General features: G+C 64.2%; 15 protein-coding genes. 10 read left to right on the top strand and 5 right to left on the bottom strand.

All coding sequences use genetic code 11. The features are described 5' to 3' along the window. Nucleotides 1-1435: pseudouridine synthase (locus ABDB81_RS25750; protein WP_346813960.1), on the top strand; the 1435-nt coding region annotated here is incomplete at its 5' end. A gap of 82 nt (nt 1436-1517) precedes the next feature. Here the strand turns inward: ABDB81_RS25750 and def are convergent. The 4 genes from def to smc are packed head-to-tail and all read right to left on the bottom strand — an operon-like array spanning nt 1518 to nt 9092. After that, the gene (gene def / locus ABDB81_RS25745; protein ID WP_160472502.1) at nt 1518-2051 is read right to left on the bottom strand and encodes a peptide deformylase; all 534 of its coding nucleotides are present in this window, start codon (nt 2049-2051) and stop codon (nt 1518-1520) included. Beyond that, nucleotides 2048-4216, bottom strand: a complete 2169-nt coding sequence (gene ligA, locus ABDB81_RS25740) for an NAD-dependent DNA ligase LigA (protein ID WP_346813959.1) — start codon at nt 4214-4216, stop codon at nt 2048-2050. Before ligA ends, def begins: the two co-directional genes overlap by 4 nt. 12 nt (nt 4217-4228) lie before the next feature. Further along, complete coding sequence (locus tag ABDB81_RS25735; RefSeq protein WP_137924588.1) at nt 4229-5575, bottom strand: cell division protein ZipA C-terminal FtsZ-binding domain-containing protein; 1347 nt, start codon at nt 5573-5575, stop codon at nt 4229-4231. Nucleotide 5576: 1 nt separating this feature from the next. Then, nucleotides 5577-9092 carry a chromosome segregation protein SMC gene (smc, locus tag ABDB81_RS25730; RefSeq protein WP_346813958.1) on the bottom strand — a complete coding sequence of 1172 codons (3516 nt, stop codon included), beginning with the start codon at nt 9090-9092 and terminating at the stop codon, nt 5577-5579. Between the two features lie 439 nt (nt 9093-9531). On the opposite strand from smc, the gene ABDB81_RS25725 reads away from it, so the two are divergent. The 7 genes from ABDB81_RS25725 (at nt 9532) to prmB (ending at nt 15555) form a co-directional block, all read left to right on the top strand. Then, nucleotides 9532-10371 (top strand): ferritin-like domain-containing protein, encoded by an 840-nt coding sequence (locus ABDB81_RS25725; RefSeq protein WP_160472505.1) that lies wholly within the window; start codon nt 9532-9534, stop codon nt 10369-10371. 122 nt (nt 10372-10493) lie between these two features. Then, nucleotides 10494-11693 carry a succinyldiaminopimelate transaminase gene (gene dapC / locus ABDB81_RS25720; protein WP_137924585.1) on the top strand — a complete coding sequence of 400 codons (1200 nt, stop codon included), beginning with the start codon at nt 10494-10496 and terminating at the stop codon, nt 11691-11693. Nucleotides 11694-11798: 105 nt separating this feature from the next. Then, nucleotides 11799-12626, top strand: a complete 828-nt coding sequence (dapD, locus tag ABDB81_RS25715; protein WP_137924584.1) for a 2,3,4,5-tetrahydropyridine-2,6-dicarboxylate N-succinyltransferase — start codon at nt 11799-11801, stop codon at nt 12624-12626. A 103-nt stretch (nt 12627-12729) separates the two neighbouring features. Further along, nucleotides 12730-13098: a hypothetical protein gene (locus ABDB81_RS25710; protein ID WP_237380107.1), complete on the top strand. Its 369-nt coding sequence runs from the start codon at nt 12730-12732 to the stop codon at nt 13096-13098. A 19-nt stretch (nt 13099-13117) separates the two neighbouring features. After that, nucleotides 13118-13465, top strand: coding sequence for an arsenate reductase (locus tag ABDB81_RS25705; RefSeq protein WP_346813957.1), 348 nt, complete (start codon nt 13118-13120; stop codon nt 13463-13465). A 17-nt stretch (nt 13466-13482) separates the two neighbouring features. Further along, nucleotides 13483-14634 carry a succinyl-diaminopimelate desuccinylase gene (gene dapE, locus ABDB81_RS25700; RefSeq protein ID WP_346813956.1) on the top strand — a complete coding sequence of 384 codons (1152 nt, stop codon included), beginning with the start codon at nt 13483-13485 and terminating at the stop codon, nt 14632-14634. A 27-nt stretch (nt 14635-14661) separates the two neighbouring features. After that, complete coding sequence (gene prmB / locus ABDB81_RS25695; protein ID WP_137924580.1) at nt 14662-15555, top strand: 50S ribosomal protein L3 N(5)-glutamine methyltransferase; 894 nt, start codon at nt 14662-14664, stop codon at nt 15553-15555. A 111-nt stretch (nt 15556-15666) separates the two neighbouring features. On the opposite strand, the gene ABDB81_RS25690 is transcribed toward prmB, so the two are convergent. Next, entirely contained in the window at nt 15667-16167 is a 501-nt protein-coding gene (locus ABDB81_RS25690; protein ID WP_346813955.1) for an RcnB family protein, read from the bottom strand. Nucleotides 16168-16599: 432 nt separating this feature from the next. Between ABDB81_RS25690 and ABDB81_RS25685 the strand changes: the two genes are divergently transcribed. Together ABDB81_RS25685 and ABDB81_RS25680 are read left to right on the top strand one after the other, a co-directional pair. After that, a complete protein-coding gene (locus ABDB81_RS25685) occupies nt 16600-17904 on the top strand; it encodes an MFS transporter (RefSeq protein ID WP_137924579.1) in 1305 nt (434 codons plus the stop codon). 4 nt (nt 17905-17908) lie between these two features. Continuing rightward, nucleotides 17909-19135 carry an amidohydrolase family protein gene (locus tag ABDB81_RS25680; protein WP_137924578.1) on the top strand — a complete coding sequence of 409 codons (1227 nt, stop codon included), beginning with the start codon at nt 17909-17911 and terminating at the stop codon, nt 19133-19135. Nucleotides 19136-19250 lie beyond the last annotated feature (115 nt).

Genomic DNA, 19250 nt, shown 5'->3' with positions numbered 1-19250 from the left:
ACGTCCGCGCCGCTTTGAAGGCGAGAACCGCACCGAGCGTCCGCGACGCTTCGAAGGCGAGAATCGTCCGGAACGTCCGCGTCGTTTTGAAGGTGAGAACCGGCCGGAGCGTCCGCGTCGTTTCGAAGGTGAGAATCGTCCCGAGCGTCCGCGTCGTTTCGAAGGGGAGAATCGTCCGGAGCGTCCGCGTCGTTTCGAAGGTGAGAATCGTCCCGAGCGTCCGCGTCGTTTCGAAGGGGAGAACCGTCCGGAGCGTCCGCGTCGTTTCGACGGGGAGACTCGTCCCGAGCCACCGCGTCCTAGCGGCGGGGACAACCGACCCGAGCGACCGCGGCCTTTCGGAGGGGAGACCAGGCCCGAGCGTCCGCGTCGTGTCGAAGGGGAGAACCGTCCCGAGCGTCCGCGTCGTTTCGAAGGGGAGAATCGCAGCGAGCGCCCGCGCCAATTCGGCGAGGACAACCGTGCCGAGCGCCCACGTCGTTTTGGTGAGGACAACCGGCCGCAACGTCCGCGTCGCGACGACGGCGCACCGCGTCAGGGCACCGCTCCGTCGCGGCGCTTCAGCGATAACTCGGATCGCGCGCGGCCGTTCCGTGCGGAACGCAGCGAACGTTCGGATCGCCCTGCGCCGCGTAGCGAAGCCGCGCCGGTGGAAGCGCGTGAAGACGGACTCGTCCGGCTGTCGAAGCGCATGTCGGAACTTGGCCTGTGCTCGCGTCGTGAAGCCGACGAGTGGATTCCGCTCGGCTGGGTGCTGGTCGATGGCAACCCGGTGACCGAACTCGGCACGCGCATCCGCCCCGATGCATCGATCGAGATCATGCAGGAAGCCCGCTCAGAACAAGGCGAGCGTGTGACGGTGCTGCTGAACAAGCCGGTGGGCTTTGTGTCCGGCCAGGCCGAAGATGGCTACGATCCTGCCGCCGTGCTGTTCGCCCCGGAAAACCAGTGGGAAAACGACCCCACGCGCAAGCGCTTCGCACCGTGGCAGCGCAAGAACCTGGCACCGGCTGGCCGCCTCGACATCGACTCCACCGGTCTACTCGTGCTGACGCAGGACGGCCGCATCGCCCGCGCACTGATCGGTGACGATTCGAATGTCGAAAAGGAATACCTGGTCCGCGTGGTGTGGGAATCGCCGGAAGGCCCGGTGGAACGCGATATCAGCAAGGTGTTCCCGGAGGACATGCTTGAGCGCCTGCGTTTCGGCCTGTCACTGGACGGCGTGGTGCTAAAGCCAGCCAAGGTCAGTTGGCAGAACGAGGAACAGTTGCGCTTCGTGCTACGCGAAGGCCGCAAGCGCCAGATTCGCCGGATGTGCGAACAGGTGGGACTGCGGGTCGTGGGGCTGAAGCGCGTCCGCATGGGCCGCATCGCACTGGGCGATCTGCCGGTGGGGCAGTGGCGCTTCCTGGGGGCGTTCGAGAAGTTCTGAGGGAGTTTTACTCTCTCAGTGTTTGCTCCCCTCTCCCGCTCGCGGGAGAGGGGAGCAAACCAGCGAAGCGGCGACGCTTCACTCAATCGTCGTAATTCGCCGGCAACTCCGGAAACAGAATCTCCGTAAACCCAAACTTCGAAAAATCCTTGATGCGCATCGGGTACAGCGTACCGATCAGGTGATCGCATTCATGCTGGACGACGCGGGCATGGAAGTCTTCCGCCACGCGGTCAATCGGGTTGCCCTGCATGTCGAAGCCCGTATAGCGCAGTCGCACGTGGCGCGGCACCACGCCGCGCATGCCCGGGACGGACAGGCAACCCTCCCACCCATCCTCCATCTCGTCGGACAGCATCTCCAGCACCGGGTTGATCAGCACGGTCTTCGGCACCGTCGGCGCATCCGGATATCGCGGATTGCGGTCGAACCCGAAAATCACGACCTGCAGGTCCACGCCGATCTGCGGCGCGGCCAGGCCGGCGCCGTTGGCATGTTCCATCGTGTCGAACATGTCATCGATCAGCAGCCGCAGCTCCGGCGTATTGAATTGCGTCACGGGCCGCGCGTGTTGCAGCAGGCGTGCATCGCCCATCTTTAGGATTTCGCGAATCATTGTGCGTCTCCGCTGTTGTCGGCGTCAGATGCCGCTGCTCCGGCTTCGGCCAGCAGCTTGAGCATGCCGTCCTCGTCGAGCACCGGCACGTTCAGTGCCTGCGCTTTCTCGAGCTTGCTGCCCGCCTCGGCACCGGCCACCACGTAGTCGGTCTTCTTCGATACCGAGCCGGCCACCTTGGCGCCGGCGGCTTCGAGCCTTTCCTTTGCCTCCTCGCGCGAGAGCGTCGGCAGCGTACCTGTCAGCACGATGGTCTTGCCAGCCAATGGCAGCGGTGCCGCGCGGGCCGCTGGCTCCGATTCGACCCAGTGTACGCCCGCCGCACGCAGTTGCTCGATGACCTCGACATTGTGGTCTTCGGCCAGAAAGTTGGCGATGGATTGTGCGACAACGGGGCCCACGTCATTCACGTCGAGCAACGCGGCTTCATCGGCCGCCAGCAGGTTATCGAGCTTGCCGAAGTGCTTGGCCAGATCCTTCGCCGTCGCCTCACCTACGTGGCGGATGCCGAGCGCAAAGATGAAGCGGTTCAGCGTGGTCTCGCGCGACTTGTCGATGGCAGCGACGATATTCGAGGCCGACTTGTCGGCCATGCGGTCCAGCGCCGCGAGCTTGGCGACGCCGAGCTTGTACAGGTCCGCTGGCGTATGGACGATGCCGTGATCGACCAGTTGCTCCACGACCTTGTCGCCCAGCCCTTCGATATCCATCGCGCGGCGCTGCGCAAAATGCAGCAGCGCCTGCTTGCGCTGTGCGGCGCAGATCAGGCCACCGGTGCAACGCGCAATGACCTCACCTTCGAGCTTTTCCACATGCGAGCCGCATACGGGGCAAGCCATCGGCATGACGAACGCGCGGGCATCGGTGGGTCGGCGCTCCAGCACCACGGCCACAACTTCGGGAATGACATCGCCAGCGCGACGGACGATCACGGTATCGCCGATATGCACGTCCTTGCGGCGGATCTCGTCCTCGTTGTGCAGCGTGGCGTTGGTCACGGTCACTCCGCCGACGAACACCGGCGCCAGTCGCGCCACGGGCGTGATCGCGCCCGTGCGGCCAACCTGCACTTCGATGTCTTCCACCGTGGTAGTCATCTCCTGCGCAGGAAACTTGTGCGCAAGCGCGAAGCGCGGCGCGCGCGAGACAAAGCCCAGCTGTTCCTGTTCAGGAATGGCGTTGACCTTGTAGACCACGCCGTCGATGTCGTACGGCAACTGGTCACGGCGCTCGCCGATATCGCGATAGAAAGACAGCAAGCCCTCTGCCCCCCTCACTACGCGGTGCTCGCTGCAGACTGGCAGACCGAGATTGGCAAAACCCTCAAGCATCACGCTGTGCGTAGGCGGACGATCTGCACCTTGCAGTTCGCCCAGCCCGTAAGCGAAGAACGACAGCGGACGTTTTGCGGTAATGCGCGGATCAAGCTGCCGCAGGCTGCCCGCCGCCGCATTGCGTGGATTGACAAACGTCTTCTCCTCTGCTTCCGCCTGGCGCGCGTTGAGCTTGTCGAAATCGGCGCGATACATGAAGACCTCGCCGCGCACCTCGAGTACGGCGGGCGCCTTGCCGCGCAGCTTCAGCGGAATCGCCTTGATGGTCCGCACATTGGCCGTCACGTCCTCGCCGGTCTCGCCGTCGCCCCGCGTCGCAGCCTGCACGAGCTTGCCGTCCTCGTAGCGCAATGACATCGCCAGTCCGTCGAACTTGAGTTCGCAGGAGTACTCGACGGCGTTGTCTTCGGCGTCGGCCTTGCCGAACAGGTCATCGGCAGGCACGGTCACGGCCGTCTTGCCAAGGCCTTGCGCACAACGGCGGTCGAAACTGACGACATCCTCGTCTTCGAAGCCGTTGTTCAGCGACAGCATCGGCACCCGATGGCGCACGGAATCGAATGCCGAGAGCGGCGCACCGCCCACGCGCTGGGTGGGCGAATCGTCCGTCAGCAGGTCGGGATGTTCGGTTTCAAGTGCCTGGAGTTCGCTGAACAGCGCGTCGTAATCCGCATCGGGAATCGTGGGCGCGTCGAGCACGTAATACTGGTAGCTATGACGATCCAGTTCGTCGCGCAGCCAATGCACGCGCTGAGCAGGTGTCGCATCGGCAGGCAATGCAGCAGCCGGCGCGGAGGCCGAAGCCTTCGCGCCCGGGGACGTGGCGGTCATTGTCGGCTCCGGTTACAGGCTGAACAGGCGCGTGGCCACGGGAGACCCGGCGGGCATGCCGCGCGCTTCGAGCTTCTCGTACAGCTTTTCGAGCTGATTGAAGATAGCCACGAACGATGCCTCGGTCAGCGGACGCATATTGTCGTCCACCAGTTGCGCGCCCATGCGCTGCGCGAGGCTATACCCATACTCGCAAACCGTCTTGAATGGCTTGATTGCATGGGATGCCTGCGGCACGTCGAGCAACAGCGTGATCTGGCGGCCCGCGTTCAGCGTCAGGTCGTCGCGCAGGAAGTTGGTCTCGCCAAACTGCAGCGTGAAGAGCGGCTTCTGCACGCCGTCCGCACCGGGCTCGTAGCGGATGAAGCGGGTGCCATCGCGCGACAGCACCAGGCCGTCCTGCGTGGCCACGCTCTGCACGTACGCGGCCGACCACGGCGCGCCATCGGAAATCACATTGACGCCCAACTGGACATCGGCACCGGCCGCAAACCCGTCGAGTTCGCGCGCGTTGGCAACAGTCTCGGTCATGTCCGGCAGATCGGCGGAAGCGTCGAGCGATTCGGCCAGCGCCTCCACGGCGTTCACGAATTCCGAGAATTCCAGCGCGTTGAGCGGGCCACTGCGGTTGGCCAGTTGCACGGCCACCTGCAGATCCTCGTACTGATGGCCGGCGGTCACCGGCTCCCAGGCATTGGCCTCGACGCGCAAGCCTTCGATATGGACCTGCTTGGTGCCTGCGCGACGCAGACGGCCCGTCAGCGGCAGGATACGGTCGCCGGATGCCTTGCGCTCCAGATGCATCGGCACGATGCAGTCCACCAGCGGATCGATCACGGCCGGCGTGGGCTGGCCGTCCATGACAGCCGGAGCGGGTTGCGCAGCCGCTGCGTGGGTTGCGGCAGGCTTCGTGCTGACTTCGGTCGCTGGCTCCCGTTCGTCCATCTCGGCCGCGTCAGTCACTTCCGCCGCATCGTGCACCGCCGACGGTGCAGCGGCCACGGCCACTTCATCGGCAACGATTTCGTCGGCATCGGCGGTACGTGCCGCAGACTGCGCGGCCGCCGTGGCAACGGCCACATCAGCCGGATCGTCGATTTCATCGCGCTGCGACGCCCCGCTTGCCTCGCCAAACGTCGGCTCGCGGCGCGCGATGTGCTCGGGCGCCGATTCCTTGAGCTTGGCCTGCGTCTCGGGATGCGTGGTCTTGCTGACGACCGGCTCGCGCATCGGCGGCAGATCGTCTTCGGGCATCAGCGGCCGGACACGGCGTGCCTTGTGGATCTGCCAGCGGTTATAGGCCACCAGCAGCAGGAGCAATACAACACCCGCAATGATCAGTGCGTTCTGCAGTTCCATCTTAAGCGGCCTCCGCCATCGATACGGCTGCATCCATATCCACTGCCACGATCCGCGAGACGCCTTGCTCCTGCATCGTCACGCCAATCAGTTGGTGGGCCATCTCCATCGCAATCTTGTTGTGGGAAATAAACACGAATTGAGTCTTGTCTGACATGCGCGCCACCATGTTGGCGTAGCGCTCGGTATTGGCATCGTCGAGCGGCGCGTCCACCTCGTCCAGCAGGCAGAACGGCGCCGGGTTCAGCTGGAACATCGCGAACACCAGTGCAATCGCGGTCAGTGCCTTTTCGCCACCGGACAGCAGGTGAATCGTCGAATTCTTCTTGCCCGGAGGCTGGGCCATCACCTGGACGCCGGCATCGAGGATTTCCTCGCCGGTCATGATCAGGCGCGCCTGGCCGCCACCGAACAGCGCCGGGAACAGTTCGCCGAAATGATGGTTGACCTGGTCGAACGTGCCTTGCAACAGCGCACGCGTTTCCTGGTCGATCTTGTTGATCGCGTCCTCGAGCGTCGTGATCGCGTCCAGCAAATCCGCCGATTGCGCATCGAGGAAGGTCTTGCGCTCGCGCGCGGCAGCCAGTTCATCGAGCGCGGCCATGTTGACCGGCCCAAGCCCGTTGATCAGGTTATTCAGCCGTGTGACTTCCCCTTGCAGGTACGACGGCTTCATGTCGCCGGTCAGCTTCTCGGCCAACGTGGTTTCATCCACTTCGGCCGTGGCCAGTTGCTCGGTGAACTGCTCCTGATTCAGGCGCGCGGCCTGCTCCTTGAGCTGGCATTCGGTGATGCGGTCGCGCAGCGGCTGCAAGCTGCGCTCGGCGGCCAGACGCTGCTCGTCGAACTGGCGCAACTGCGCAGACAGCGCATCGAGTTCGATACGCGCGGCCGACAGCTTCTGCTCCTTCTCGGAGCGGATTTCCAGCGCCTCGTGCAGGCCCGTGTTGGCGGTCTGCTCGTTGATCGTTTCGAGTTCGGCGCGCGCGTTCTCCAGGGATTCCGCAATGCGCTCGCTCTGGTCGGCCGCCATCTGGATATTGCGGCGCAGTTCGTCGATGCGGCCAGCCAGATTACGTTCGGCGAACGTGGCTTCCTGTGCGGCGCGTTCGAGATCGCGCAACTGCTGGCGGGCACCGGTCAGCTTGGCATCCAGCGCATCGAAGGCCATCTGCTGGTCTTCGTGCGAAGCCTGCAACTCGGCCAGTTGCGTGTCGTGTTGCTCGAAGCTCGCCTCGGACTCGGCGCGGATGGCACGTTGTTCCTCGATCTGCCCGTCGATTTCGTGCAGTTCCTCGCGGATCTGGTTGCTACGCGCCGAGAATCGCTCCATGGCCTGCGACAGCTTGAGCACATCCATCTGCAGTGCGTGCACGCGGCGCGTGGCCTGTTCGGCGCGCGCGCGGGCTTCGATCAGTTGCGTGCTGCCGTGCGTGTAAGCGGTTTCGGCGCGGACCGATTGAGACTTCGCTTCATCGGACAGCAGCATCTGGGCGCGCGACTGTTTCTGCAGGTTCTCGATTTCCTGCTCGCGGGCCAGCATGCCGGCCTGTTCCGAATCCGCCGCGTAGATCTGAATCGCATTGCGGCCGATCAGATGGCCTTCCGCCACCACGAACTGCGCGCCTTCCGGCAGCGAATTGCGCGCGGCGAGGGCCTGCGACATATCGGTGGCCGTGAACACATCGGCCAGCCAGTCCTGCATCACCGCACGAATGCCCGGCTCGGTGATCTGCACGAGCGACATCAGCGGACGCAGCCCGGCAGGCGCTTCCACGGGACGCGCGGCGGCCGGCGGTGCGTAGAACGCGAGCTTGGCGGGCGGGGCATCACCAAGGAAACCCTTCACCCAGTCGAGATTCGAGACTTCGAGCGCGGCCAGCTTCTCGCGCAGCACCGATTCCAGCGCGTTTTCCCAGCCCGGCTCGATATGAACCTTCTTCCACAGACGCGGCAGTTCGGCCAGGCCATGGCGCTCCAGCCACGGCTGCACCTTGCCATCGGTCTGCACGTTCTCCTGAAGCTGGCGCAGCGCAGACAGCCGTGCGTCCAGCGAGGCAATCGCAGCGGCCTCGCTCTGCACACGCTCCTGCGCGGCACGGCGCTCGGCATCGAGGCGCGGCACGGACTCCTCGGCGTCACCGAGCGTGCCCTGTGCTTCCTCAAGCGTGGCTTCCTGCTCGGCCAGATCCATGCGCAACTCTTCGAGCCGCACTTCATCCGGGCGATCCAGGCCCTTTTCTTCGCCTTGCAACCGTTCGCGGCGTTGCTCCAGTTGCTGCAGCATCTGGTTGGCGTTGCGCTGGTGCGCGGCTTCGAGCTTCAACGCCTGCTCGGCCTGCATGATGCCGCTGCGCTGGTCATTGAGCTTCTGCTGCGCGTCGCGCCATTGCGCTTCGAGCGTCGGCAGTTCGTCGCTCTTCTGCGCCACGGTTTCCTGCGCCTCGATCGTGCGGGCCTCGGACAGCGCCAGGTCTTCCTCGGCCTGGGCGATCTCTTCACCAGCCTGGTCTGCCTTGCCCTGCCATTGTTCGCGCTGCGTACTCAGCGCGGCGATCTGCGCCTGCAGACGGTTGCGCGATTCCACGACATAGCGAATCTCGGCTTCGAGCTTGCTGACTTCGGCATTGGCCTCGTAGAGCGCACCCTGTGCCACATGCATGCCATCCGACGCCGCGTAGTGGGCCGCGCGCATGGTTTCGAGTTCCGCCTCGACATGGCGCAGTTGTGCGGTCTGGGCTTCGAGATCGATCTGCGCCTGGTCGATGGCGCGGGCGTGGCGTTCCTGCTCGGCCTGTGCCTCGCGCTTGCGCAGCAGCCACAGCAGGTGCTGCTTCTCTTCGCCTTCGGATTGCAGCTGCTTGAAGCGCTGTGCCACTTCGGCCTGGCCTTCGAGCTTGTCGAGGTTGCTGCCCAGCTCGCGCAGGATGTCCTCGACGCGTGTCAGGTTCTCGCGCGTATCGCCAAGACGATTCTCGGTCTCTCGGCGGCGCTCCTTGTACTTGGATACGCCCGCGGCTTCCTCCAGGAAAATCCGCATGTCATCGGGCTTGGCCTCGATGATCCGCGAGATCATGCCCTGCCCGATGATGGCGTAGGCGCGTGGACCCAGACCGGTGCCCAGGAAGATATCCTGGATGTCCTTGCGTCGGACCGGCTGGTTGTTGATGTAGTAGGAAGACGTGCCATCGCGCGTCAGCACGCGCTTGACGGCCACTTCGGCATATTGGCTCCACTGGCCGGCAGCGCGGCCCTCGGCGTTGTCGAATACCAGTTCGACACTGGCGCGGCCCGCCTGCTTGCGCGCCGTGGAGCCGTTGAAGATCACGTCCTGCATGGATTCGCCACGCAGCTCCGATGCGCGTGATTCGCCGAGCACCCAGCGCACCGCATCGATGATATTGGATTTGCCGCAGCCGTTGGGACCTACGATGCCCACCAGCTGGCCAGGCACTTGGAAATTGGTGGGATCGACGAAGGACTTGAAGCCCGCCAGTTTTATCGAGGACAGTCGCACGGTTGTCGTGTGGTTTGGGCGATACGGAATGGAATGCCGGGCCAGTGCTAATGCCGCGGCGGAAGTAACGTCTTCACCGCAAATAGCCTGCTGCACCCGCTAGATTGGGGCTAATCATACCATCGCCAAACCGCTCGCCGGCCGCTTTATCGCCCGTTGCGCACACCCCTCAACATCGTCTTGACGAGACAGAAAACTGTTCTCTTTCCGTGACTTACCCACCATGTTGCAAGCTTTTTCGAGCCTCGCGACGGGATTCGCAGAAATGTCACAGTCCGATTGGCGACTGAAACTTCCTAGGGTTAGTGCTAGTCTCCCAAAATGCCCGCGTGATCCCGGAGTCCTTCGGGTCGAGCGCATTTCCCGCCGCCCCCGGTTCCTGCCTGGCGCCGTGGCGGCTGCAGCTGAAGTCCATTGCAGCAGCCTGGAGGATTCGAGCATGACCGTACCGCAACCGGCGCCGCCGCCGGCTGAACTGTCCTGGTCTTTGGCCGACATCGACTACGCATCGATCGATATCGCCAGCGTGCGCGACAATCGCACATTGTTCTACCTGCTCACCGCCGCTTCCTTCATCGAAAGCGGGTCTGATACCTACGCCAGCAATCTCTCCACGTATTTCGCCGATGTGCCCGACGCCGCCGCGTGGCTGGCGCAACACTGGGAATCGGAGGAACTGCAGCATGGCCTGGCATTGCGCCGTTACGTGGCCCATGTCTGGCCCGAGTTCGACTGGCAGCGCGGCTATGACCGATTCTTCGCCGAATACAACAAGACCTGCTCGATCGATAACTTCGAACCTTCGCAGGCATTGGAAATGGCCGCTCGCTGCGTGGTGGAAACCGGCACGGCCACGTACTATCGCGCCCTCGAACAGGCCAGCGCTGAGCCGGTGTTGCGCGACCTGAGCCATCGCATCGCCAACGACGAAGTCCGGCACTACAAGTATTTCTTCCGCTATTTCAATACCTTGCGTGAACGGGAGCAACTCGGACGCCGCAAGGTGTTCGTCGCGTTGGCGCGCCGCCTTCTCGAAATCAAGAACGAGGATGCCGAGATCGCCCTGCGCAATGTGCTGCGTATCGAACAAGGCCGCGAAGACGTGGCGGAGCGCGAGGTCCGCGCCCTTAACTCCCGCTGCAGCGCGGTGGTCCGCCGTCACCTGCCCATCGAGATGACCGTGCGCATGCTGTTGCGGCCGCTGCACCTGCACGCCCGCTTCGAGGATCTGGTCCGCCGTCCGATCGTGGCGATGGTGTCGCGGGTGATGCTGTATTGAGCAGCGCCATGCGGGCCGGCCAGGTCCGGCGAGGGCCCGACGCGTCACCGCCGGACGCCACTACGGCGGCGGGCGGCATTCCTTTATAATGCTGCGTTTCCACCGCCCCATCGCCTGCCACCGTGAATCCGCGCCTCGACCTGCTCCAGACCTATCCTTTCGAGAAATTGCGCGTGCTGGTGGCCGATGTGAAACCCGCCGACAAGCCGGCGATCAGTTTTGGCATTGGCGAACCCCGGCACCCGACGCCGCAGTTCATCAAGGACGCGATGACGGCCTCCCTGTCCGGTCTCGCCGTCTATCCGGCCACGGCAGGTACCGAAGCGCTGCGCAAGACCATCGCCGGCTGGCTGGAGCGCCGCTACGGGTTGCCGAAGGTCGATGCGGCCACCGAGGTGCTGCCGGTCAGCGGTTCGCGCGAAGCACTGTTTGCCTTCGCCCAGACCGTGATCGATGCCAGCCAACCCGATCCGCTGGTGGTGTGCCCGAACCCGTTCTATCAGATTTACGAAGGCGCGGCCCTGCTGGCCGGGGCGCGGCCGGTATTCGCCAACAGCGATCCGGCGCGCAACTTCGCGCCTGACTTCGACCAGGTCGATGCCGATGTCTGGCCGAAGGTGCAACTGCTGTACGTCTGCTCGCCCGGCAATCCCACAGGTGCCGTGCTGTCGCTCGATGACTGGAAGCGCCTGTTCGCCCTGTCCGATCAATATGGCTTCGTGATTGCCTCGGACGAGTGCTACTCCGAGATCTATTTCGACGAAGCCAACCCGCCGCTGGGCGCGCTGGAAGCTGCCCACAAGCTCGGACGCGGCTTCGAGCGGCTCGTGATGTTCTCGAGCCTGTCCAAGCGTTCGAACGTGCCGGGCCTGCGCTCTGGCTTCGTGGCCGGCGATGCTGCAATCCTCAAGAAATTCCTGCTGTACCGCACCTACCATGGCGCGGCGCTGAACCCCGCTGTACAGGCCGCCAGCGTGGCCGCATGGGATGACGAAGCGCATGTGCGCGAGAACCGCGCCGCTTACGTGAAGAAGTTTGCCGAAGTCACGCCGATGCTGGCCGAAGTGATGGACGTGGCCCTGCCGGATGCCGCGTTCTACCTGTGGGCCGATATCTCCCGCACTGGCCTCTCCGACACCGAGTTCGCGGTGCGCTTGCTGGCCGAGCAGAACGTGGCGGTCCTGCCCGGGAGCTATCTTGCCCGTGAGGCGCATGGTGTGAATCCGGGCCAGAACCGGGTGCGCATGGCGCTGGTTGCCACGCCTGACGAATGCGTCGAAGGTGCGCGCCGGATCGTTGAATTCTGCAAGTCGCTGGCCTGAGCCGGCGCAGTACGTTCTACCGCATCACCGATTGAACGCCCCGGCGCCGGGGCAAACGTTGCCGGCGCCGCATTCCTTTCACCTATCAAATCGAGAACACACATCATGACGCAAGCGCTGCAAGCCCTGATCGATCAAGCCTGGGAAGACCGCACCAGCCTGAGCCCGAAGTCCGCCCCGAACGATATCCGTGAAGGCGTGGCCAACGTGATTTCGCAACTGGACGCCGGCACGCTGCGCGTGGCCGAGAAGCAGGGTAGCGAATGGATCGTCAACCAGTGGGTCAAGAAGGCCGTACTGCTGTCGTTCCGTCTGGAAGACAACGCGCCGATGAGCGCTGGCGGCTTCGCCCAGTTCTACGACAAGGTGCCGACCAAGTTCGCCAACTGGTCGCAGGAAGACTTCGCCCGCGCCGGTTTCCGCGTGGTGCCGCCGGCCGTGGCCCGCCGTGGTTCGTTCATCGCCAAGAACGCCGTGCTGATGCCGTCGTACGTGAACATCGGCGCCTATGTGGATGAAGGCACGATGGTCGACACGTGGGCCACCGTCGGTTCGTGCGCCCAGATCGGCAAGAACGTTCACCTGTCGGGTGGCGTGGGCATCGGCGGCGTGCTGGAGCCGCTGCAGGCCAACCCGGTCATCATCGAGGACAACTGCTTCATCGGCGCGCGTTCGGAAGTGGTGGAAGGCGTGATCGTCGAAGAAAATTCGGTGATCTCGATGGGCGTGTACCTGGGCCAGTCGACCAAGATCTATGATCGTGAAACGGGCGAGATCCACTATGGCCGCGTGCCGGCCGGCTCGGTCGTGGTCGCTGGCAACCTGCCGTCGAAGGATGGCAAGTACAGCCTGTACTGCGCCGTGATCGTGAAGAAGGTGGACGCGCAAACCCGCGCAAAGACCAGCCTGAACGATCTGCTGCGCGGCGACTGATCGCCCACTGCCGTCACGCAGTTCACGCCGTTTGTTGTCTGAGCCGCTGGCCCCGCCGGCGGCGCTGCAAGCCCCGCCGATGCCATCCCTCCGCAAGCGACTCATGGCCCTCGACCCCGCCACCGTCAGCACCGTGCTCTCCCTGCTCCCCACCATTCTCGAACAGGCCAACAAGACCATCGACCGGTTCAAGAAAGGCAAGCGCAAGGAAGACGGCGCGCCATCTGAATCTGCCGAAGCTGCCGAGCCGCGCGACGCCGCAGCCCGCATCGCCGAGCTGGAAGCCGTTGCCATGCAGCAGGCCGAGGCCGTCAAGATGCTGGCCGAGCAGCACGCCATCACCATCGAGGCCCTGCGGAAAGAGGCAGCGCGCCTGGATCGGCGCCTGCGCCTGATGACGGGCGTGGCCATGGCCGGCGTGGCGCTGGGCCTGGGCGGGCTCGTGATTGCCCTTAACCTGCTGTTCCGTTGATTTTCGGAGCCCCGACACCATGACCGTCCTGCTCTACGGCATTCCGAATTGCGACACCGTCAAGAAGGCCCGTACGTGGCTGGATTCGAACGGGGTTGATTTCACGTTCCACGATTTCAAGAAGCAAGGCGTCGATGAAAAGATGCTGCGCGCCTGGCTCAAGCATGTGCCGCTGGCGACCTTGCTGAACAAGAAAGGCACGACGTATCGCGCCCTGTCCGACGCCGACAAGGCCAAGGCAGAGAGCGAAGCCGGTGCCATTGCGCTGATGCAGGCCAGCCCGTCGCTGATCAAGCGCCCCGTACTGGATCGCGACGGCAAGGTCAGTGTGGGTTTCTCCGCTGACAACTACGCCTCGCTGTTCTGAAGTTTTCTGTAGACACCATGAATCCGACCCTTGCCCTGACCGAAGACCTGATGCGCCGCCGCTCGGTCACCCCCGCCGACGAAGGCTGCCAGGCCGTGCTCGAAACGCGCCTGAAAGCGATTGGCTTCACCTGCGAGAACCTCGTCAGCGGCCCCGACTCGTTTCGCGTGACCAACCTCTGGGCGGTCAAGCGCGGCACGCAGGGCACGGCAGGCAAGCTGCTGGTCTTCGCCGGGCATACCGATGTGGTGCCGACGGGTCCGGTCGAGCAATGGTCGTCCGATCCGTTCGAGCCGACCCACCGTGACGGCAAGCTCTATGGCCGGGGCGCCGCAGACATGAAGACGTCGATTGCCGGCTTCGTGGTGGCCTGCGAGGAATTCGTCGCCAGGCATCCCGATCACGCAGGCTCCATCGCCTTCCTGATCACCAGCGACGAGGAAGGCCCGGCGCACGACGGCACCGTCAAGGTGGTGGAAGCGCTGAAGGCGCGCGGCGAGCGTCTCGACTATTGCGTGATCGGCGAGCCGACTTCGGTCGATACGCTCGGCGACATGGTGAAGAATGGCCGTCGCGGGTCGCTGTCGGGCAAGCTCACCATCCAGGGCGTGCAGGGCCATATCGCGTATCCGCACCTGGCACGCAACCCGATCCATCAGGCTGCGCCGGCACTGACCGCGCTGGTGGCCGAGACCTGGGACCAGGGCAACGAGTACTTCCCGCCGACCACGTGGCAGATGTCGAACATCCACGCCGGCACGGGCGCCACGAACGTGATTCCGGGCCATGTGACGATCGATTTCAATTTCCGTTTCTCGACGGCGAGCACGCCTGAGCAACTGAAATCCCGCGTGCACGCCATCCTCGATCAGCATGGGCTCGAATACACGCTGGACTGGACGCTGGGCGGCGAGCCGTTCCTGACGCCGCGCGGCGATCTGTCCGATGCGCTGTCGGCAGCGATCTCGGCCGAGATGGGCGTGACCACCGAACTGTCGACCACGGGCGGTACGTCGGACGGCCGTTTCATCGCCAAGATCTGCCCGCAGGTCATCGAGTTCGGTCCGCCGAATGCCAGCATCCACAAGATCGACGAACACGTGGAAGTGCGCTTTATCGAGCCGCTCAAGAACGTCTACCGTGGCGTGCTGGAACGCCTGATCGCCTGAGCCTCACCCATCATTACTGCTGACACCATGGCTACGACTTCCCCCCTGCAAACCGTGCGCGACCTGCTGCGCCTGGCCGTCTCACGCTTCACGGCCGCCCGGCTGTCCTTTGGACACGGCAGTGCCAACGCCTACGACGAAGCCGCCTACCTGGTGCTGCATACGCTGAACTTGCCGCTGGACACCCTCGACCCCTTCCTCGATGCACGCCTGCTGCCCGAGGAAGTGGATGCGGTGCTCAAGGTCATCGACCGCCGCGTGACCGAACGCGTTCCGGCCGCCTACATCACGCACGAAGCGTTCATGCATGGCCTGCGCTTCTACGTGGATTCCCGCGTGATCGTGCCGCGCAGCTTTGTCGGCGAACTGCTGCATGACGGGCTGGAGCCGTGGATCGGTGATATCGAAAAGATCGGCCCCGTGCTCGAACTCTGCACGGGTTCCGGCTGCCTGCCGATCATCGCTGCACACGTCTGGCCGAACGCGAAGATCGACGCGGTGGACATCTCTCCCGATGCGCTGGCAGTGGCCCGCCGCAATGTGTCCGACTACAAGATGGAAGGCCGCATCTCGCTGTACGAGGGCGATCTTTACGCGCCGCTGCCGTCGGGCGCCACCTATGACGTGATCCTGACCAACCCGCCTTACGTCAACGAACAGTCGATGCGCGAACTGCCTGCCGAATACCAGGCCGAACCGCGCATTGCGCTGGCCGGCGGCGACGACGGAATGGACATCGTGCGCCGCATCGTCGCGGGCGCCAAGAAGCGCCTTAACCCGGGCGGCGCGCTGGTAGTGGAAATTGGTAACGAACGCGCGTATGTCGAAGCGGCCTTCCCGGATCTGGAAATCGTCTGGCTGTCGGTCAGCGCGGGGGACGACCAGGTGTTCCTGGTGACTTACGAAGCGCTGCCTGATTGAAACTCCGCAGCAAACAACAAAAAAACGCGCCGTGACATCCACGGCGCGTTTTGACTTGGCGCCTCGAAAACGCGCCCGTCTCCCGGCGTCATCCGCATGGCGCAGGCCCTATCAATTCGGCCCCACCGAATAGATCGTCCCATTCGACGATACCTGGTAGTAATCCGCTCCCACGCCTACCCAGTGATGACCCTTTCTCGGCGCGGGCAGGTTGTAGTCCTTGTACTTGTCGATCACGTACTGACGATCCCGAAACTCGGTTGGCAGCTTGTCGCCCTTCTGCCAGGTCTTGGGGGTGTACGGCGACTGCGCGCCCATTGGCATGTTGCCGGAGGGCTGCGGCATGCCTTGCCGCATGCCGGGGTCCTGCATGCCCTGGCCCGGACCGCCGCGCATGCCTGGCGTCATGCCCGGGCTTCTTCCGCCGCTCGCGGGCGGCATTGGCTGTGCATTCGGCGGCATCGCGCCGGCCTGGCCCGGTGCGGGCATCGGTCGCGGACCGGACGGCTGGGGTTGTCCCGGCATCGGCTGCGGTTGCTGGGCTTGCGCGATGGGCGCCGCCAGCATCCCTAGCGCGATCAGGACAGCGGGAATCAACGTCTTCTTTTGCATCGTGATCTCCTCACAGATGGAAGATGGAACACGTCAGACTGCCCGCGAACCGGACAGTCCCAACCAAGCTTAGTAGCAAATGCGAGGCCCGCATAAGGCGGAGCCCATGCCCCTCATCGCTTGCATCGAAATTTGTCCCATATATTCAATAGGTTGCGAAACAAATAGGGTTCAGGTCACTTTGCTTCATGATCACTCGGTACCGCTCTCAGGTGTAGTTTTGCCGGTAGATTTGATACCCGCGCCGGTAGCATCTGCAAAACGGAAACGCGGCCTCGCCTGCGGCGCGCGCAGGCCAGCCATGCGCTGGCGTCATGGCTGCATGCGCAGAATTCGTTTTTCGTGTCACGGTGCCGCCCCTAAGATCGCCCGAAGCCTGCCAGCCGTCCGATCCTGGTGCTGGACAGAGGGCTATCAAAGGAAGAGAGAGACATGCAAGCCAGCGCCCCCGCCTACGCGGACACGGGGCCCCAGGTCGGGGTCACGCAACGCCGCCGCGCCATCATCGCCACGGTGATCGGCAACGGACTCGAGTGGTTCGACTTCACGGTGTACAGCTTCTTCGCCGTGATCATCGCCAAACTGTTTTTTCCCACGGGTAACGACCTGTCGTCGCTGTTGCTGGCCGTGGCCACGTTCGGCGTGGGCTTCTTCATGCGTCCGGTGGGCGGCATCATCCTCGGTGTCTACGCAGACCGCGTGGGCCGCAAGGCAGCGTTGTCGCTGACCATCCTGCTGATGGCGGCTGGCACCACGCTGATCGGCATCGCGCCGACGTATGACCAGATCGGTGTGTTCGCGCCGATGCTGATCGTGATTGCGCGTCTGATGCAGGGGTTCTCTGCCGGTGGCGAGATGGGCGGCGCTACCGCATTCCTGACCGAATACGCGCCGGAGAAGCAGCGCGCCTACTACTCGAGCTGGATCCAGGCGAGCATCGGCGTGGCCGTGTTGCTGGGCGCTGCGGTGGGCACGTTCGTCACGTCCACGCTGAGTGCCGAAGCGCTGAACAGCTGGGGCTGGCGCCTGCCGTTCCTGATCGGCATGATCATCGGACCGGTTGGCTTCTATATCCGCCACAACCTCGACGAAACGCCGACGTTCCAGGCCACGACCGACAAGACCGATTCGCCGCTGACCGAAGTGCTGCGCGACTATCCGCGCCAGACCGCCGCCAGCTTCTCGATGGTGATCCTGTGGACGGTCTGCACCTACGTGCTGTTGTTCTACATGCCGACCTACTCGGTGAAGGTGCTGAAGGTGCCGCAGTCCACCGGCTTCATCGCCGGCATGGCGGGCGGCCTGGCCATCCTGGTGTTCGCGCCCATCGTGGGCATGCTGGCTGACCGCTATGGCCGTCGCCGCTTCCTGTCGGGCGCTGCCGCGCTGATCTTCGTACTGGCATGGCCGATGTTCGTCTACATCAACCAGGCACCGAGCCTTGCCACGTTGCTGGTGTTCCAGCTGGTCTTCGGCGTGCTGATTGCCGCGTACACCGGCCCGATCCTGGCCGCGTTCTCGGAAATGTTCCCGGCCAAGGTGCTGTCCACGGGTCTGTCGGTGTCGTACAACCTCGCCGTGACGATCTTCGGCGGCTTCGCGTCGTTCTTCATCACGTGGCTGATTGCCAGCACGGGCAGCACGATGGCCCCGGCGTTCTACGTGATGATCGCCGCTGCCATCAGTTTCTTCGGCACGCGTCTGGTGCGCGAGCCCGCCTATCTCCAGAACAAGTAACACCATGACCCAGATCCTGCTCAAGGGCGGCAACGTCCTCGATCCCGTGCGCGGCGCCCTGCTGCCGCGCCATGATGTGCTGATTGACGGCGAGCGCATCGTCGAAGTGTCCGCCTCGGCCATCCACGCGCCCAATGCCCGCGTGATCGACGTCACCGGCAAGACCGTGATGCCGGGCCTGATCGACCTGCACGTCCACGTGCTGGCCTCGCTGGCCAACCTCGGCCTCAACGCCGTGCAGCCCAACGTGCTCGTGGCGTTCCGCGCCATGCCGATCATGCGCAGCATGCTCGAACGCGGGTTCACGACCGTACGCGATGCGGGCGGCGCCGACTGGGGCCTGTCCCAGGCGGTAGCCACGGGGCTGATTCCCGGCCCGCGCATCTTCCCGTCGGGCAAGGCCCTGTCGCAGACCGGTGGCCACGGCGATTTCCGTCCGCGCTCCGATACGCTGGAGCCCTGCTCCTGCGCCTTCCGTGCCGGCGCGATTGCGCGCGTGGTGGATGGCGTGGACGCCGTGCGTCTGGCTGTGCGCGAGGAAATCCAGAAGGGCGCCACGCAGATCAAGATCATGGCCTCGGGCGGCGTGGCATCGCCGACCGATCCCATCGGCAATACGCAGTACAGCGAGGACGAGATCCGTGCGATCGTGGCCGAAGCCGAGGCTGCACAGACCTATGTCATGGCCCACGCCTACACGCCGCGCGCGATTACCCGCGCCGTGCGTTGCGGTGCGCGCACCATCGAGCACGGCAACCTCGTGGATGCCGCAGCGGCACGCGTGATGCGCGAGCATGGCGCTTTCGTAGTGCCGACGCTGATCACCTACGACGCCCTGGCGCGTGATGGTGCGCGTCTGGGCCTGCCGCCCGACTCCGTGGCCAAGATCGAAACCGTGCGTCAGGCCGGCCGCGACTCGCTGGCCATCTACGCCGAAGCCGGTGTGAAGATGGGCTACGGCTCCGACCTGCTGGGCGAGATGCATCAATACCAGTCCGAGGAATTCCTGATCCGCGCCGAACTGCTCGGCAATGCGGAAGCCGTGCGCTCGGCGACGTCGATTGCCGCGGAAATCCTGCAGCGTGAAGGCGAACTCGGCGTGATCCAGGCCGGCGCGATTGCCGACGTACTGGTGGTGGATGGCGATCCGCTGAAAGACATCGGCGTGCTGGCAGGTCCGCAGGCAAAGATCGAGGTGGTGATGCAGGCGGGGAAGGTTTACGCGGCCTAGCACCTCGACGCCGTTTTACTCCCCTCTACCGCGCAGTGGGAGAGGGGTTGGGGGAGAGGGCCGGAGGTTCTGGGGCCTGTCAGTTTTTTTGTGTGCAGGACAGCTAGAGGCTTGC

This window comes from Cupriavidus sp. DL-D2 (genome assembly GCF_039710735.1).
Taxonomy (GTDB): domain Bacteria; phylum Pseudomonadota; class Gammaproteobacteria; order Burkholderiales; family Burkholderiaceae; genus Cupriavidus.
Note: the sequence above shows the minus strand (reverse complement) of the source record. Positions and strands in the feature narration are given on the sequence as shown.

Bases quoted from the DNA above. Each gene is read 5' to 3' on its own strand.
- ABDB81_RS25725 (WP_160472505.1), top strand. From the start codon at position 9,532: ATGACCGTACCGCAACCGGCGCCGCCGCCGGCTGAACTGTCCTGGTCT.
- ABDB81_RS25685 (WP_137924579.1), top strand. From the start codon at position 16,600: ATGCAAGCCAGCGCCCCCGCCTACGCGGACACGGGGCCCCAGGTCGGG.
- ABDB81_RS25710 (WP_237380107.1), top strand. From the start codon at position 12,730: ATGGCCCTCGACCCCGCCACCGTCAGCACCGTGCTCTCCCTGCTCCCC.
- ABDB81_RS25680 (WP_137924578.1), top strand. From the start codon at position 17,909: ATGACCCAGATCCTGCTCAAGGGCGGCAACGTCCTCGATCCCGTGCGC.
- ABDB81_RS25735 (WP_137924588.1), bottom strand. From the start codon at position 5,575: ATGGAACTGCAGAACGCACTGATCATTGCGGGTGTTGTATTGCTCCTG.
- ligA (WP_346813959.1), bottom strand. From the start codon at position 4,216: ATGACCGCCACGTCCCCGGGCGCGAAGGCTTCGGCCTCCGCGCCGGCT.
- ABDB81_RS25690 (WP_346813955.1), bottom strand. From the start codon at position 16,167: ATGCAAAAGAAGACGTTGATTCCCGCTGTCCTGATCGCGCTAGGGATG.
- dapD (WP_137924584.1), top strand. From the start codon at position 11,799: ATGACGCAAGCGCTGCAAGCCCTGATCGATCAAGCCTGGGAAGACCGC.
- def (WP_160472502.1), bottom strand. From the start codon at position 2,051: ATGATTCGCGAAATCCTAAAGATGGGCGATGCACGCCTGCTGCAACAC.
- prmB (WP_137924580.1), top strand. From the start codon at position 14,662: ATGGCTACGACTTCCCCCCTGCAAACCGTGCGCGACCTGCTGCGCCTG.
- dapE (WP_346813956.1), top strand. From the start codon at position 13,483: ATGAATCCGACCCTTGCCCTGACCGAAGACCTGATGCGCCGCCGCTCG.
- ABDB81_RS25705 (WP_346813957.1), top strand. From the start codon at position 13,118: ATGACCGTCCTGCTCTACGGCATTCCGAATTGCGACACCGTCAAGAAG.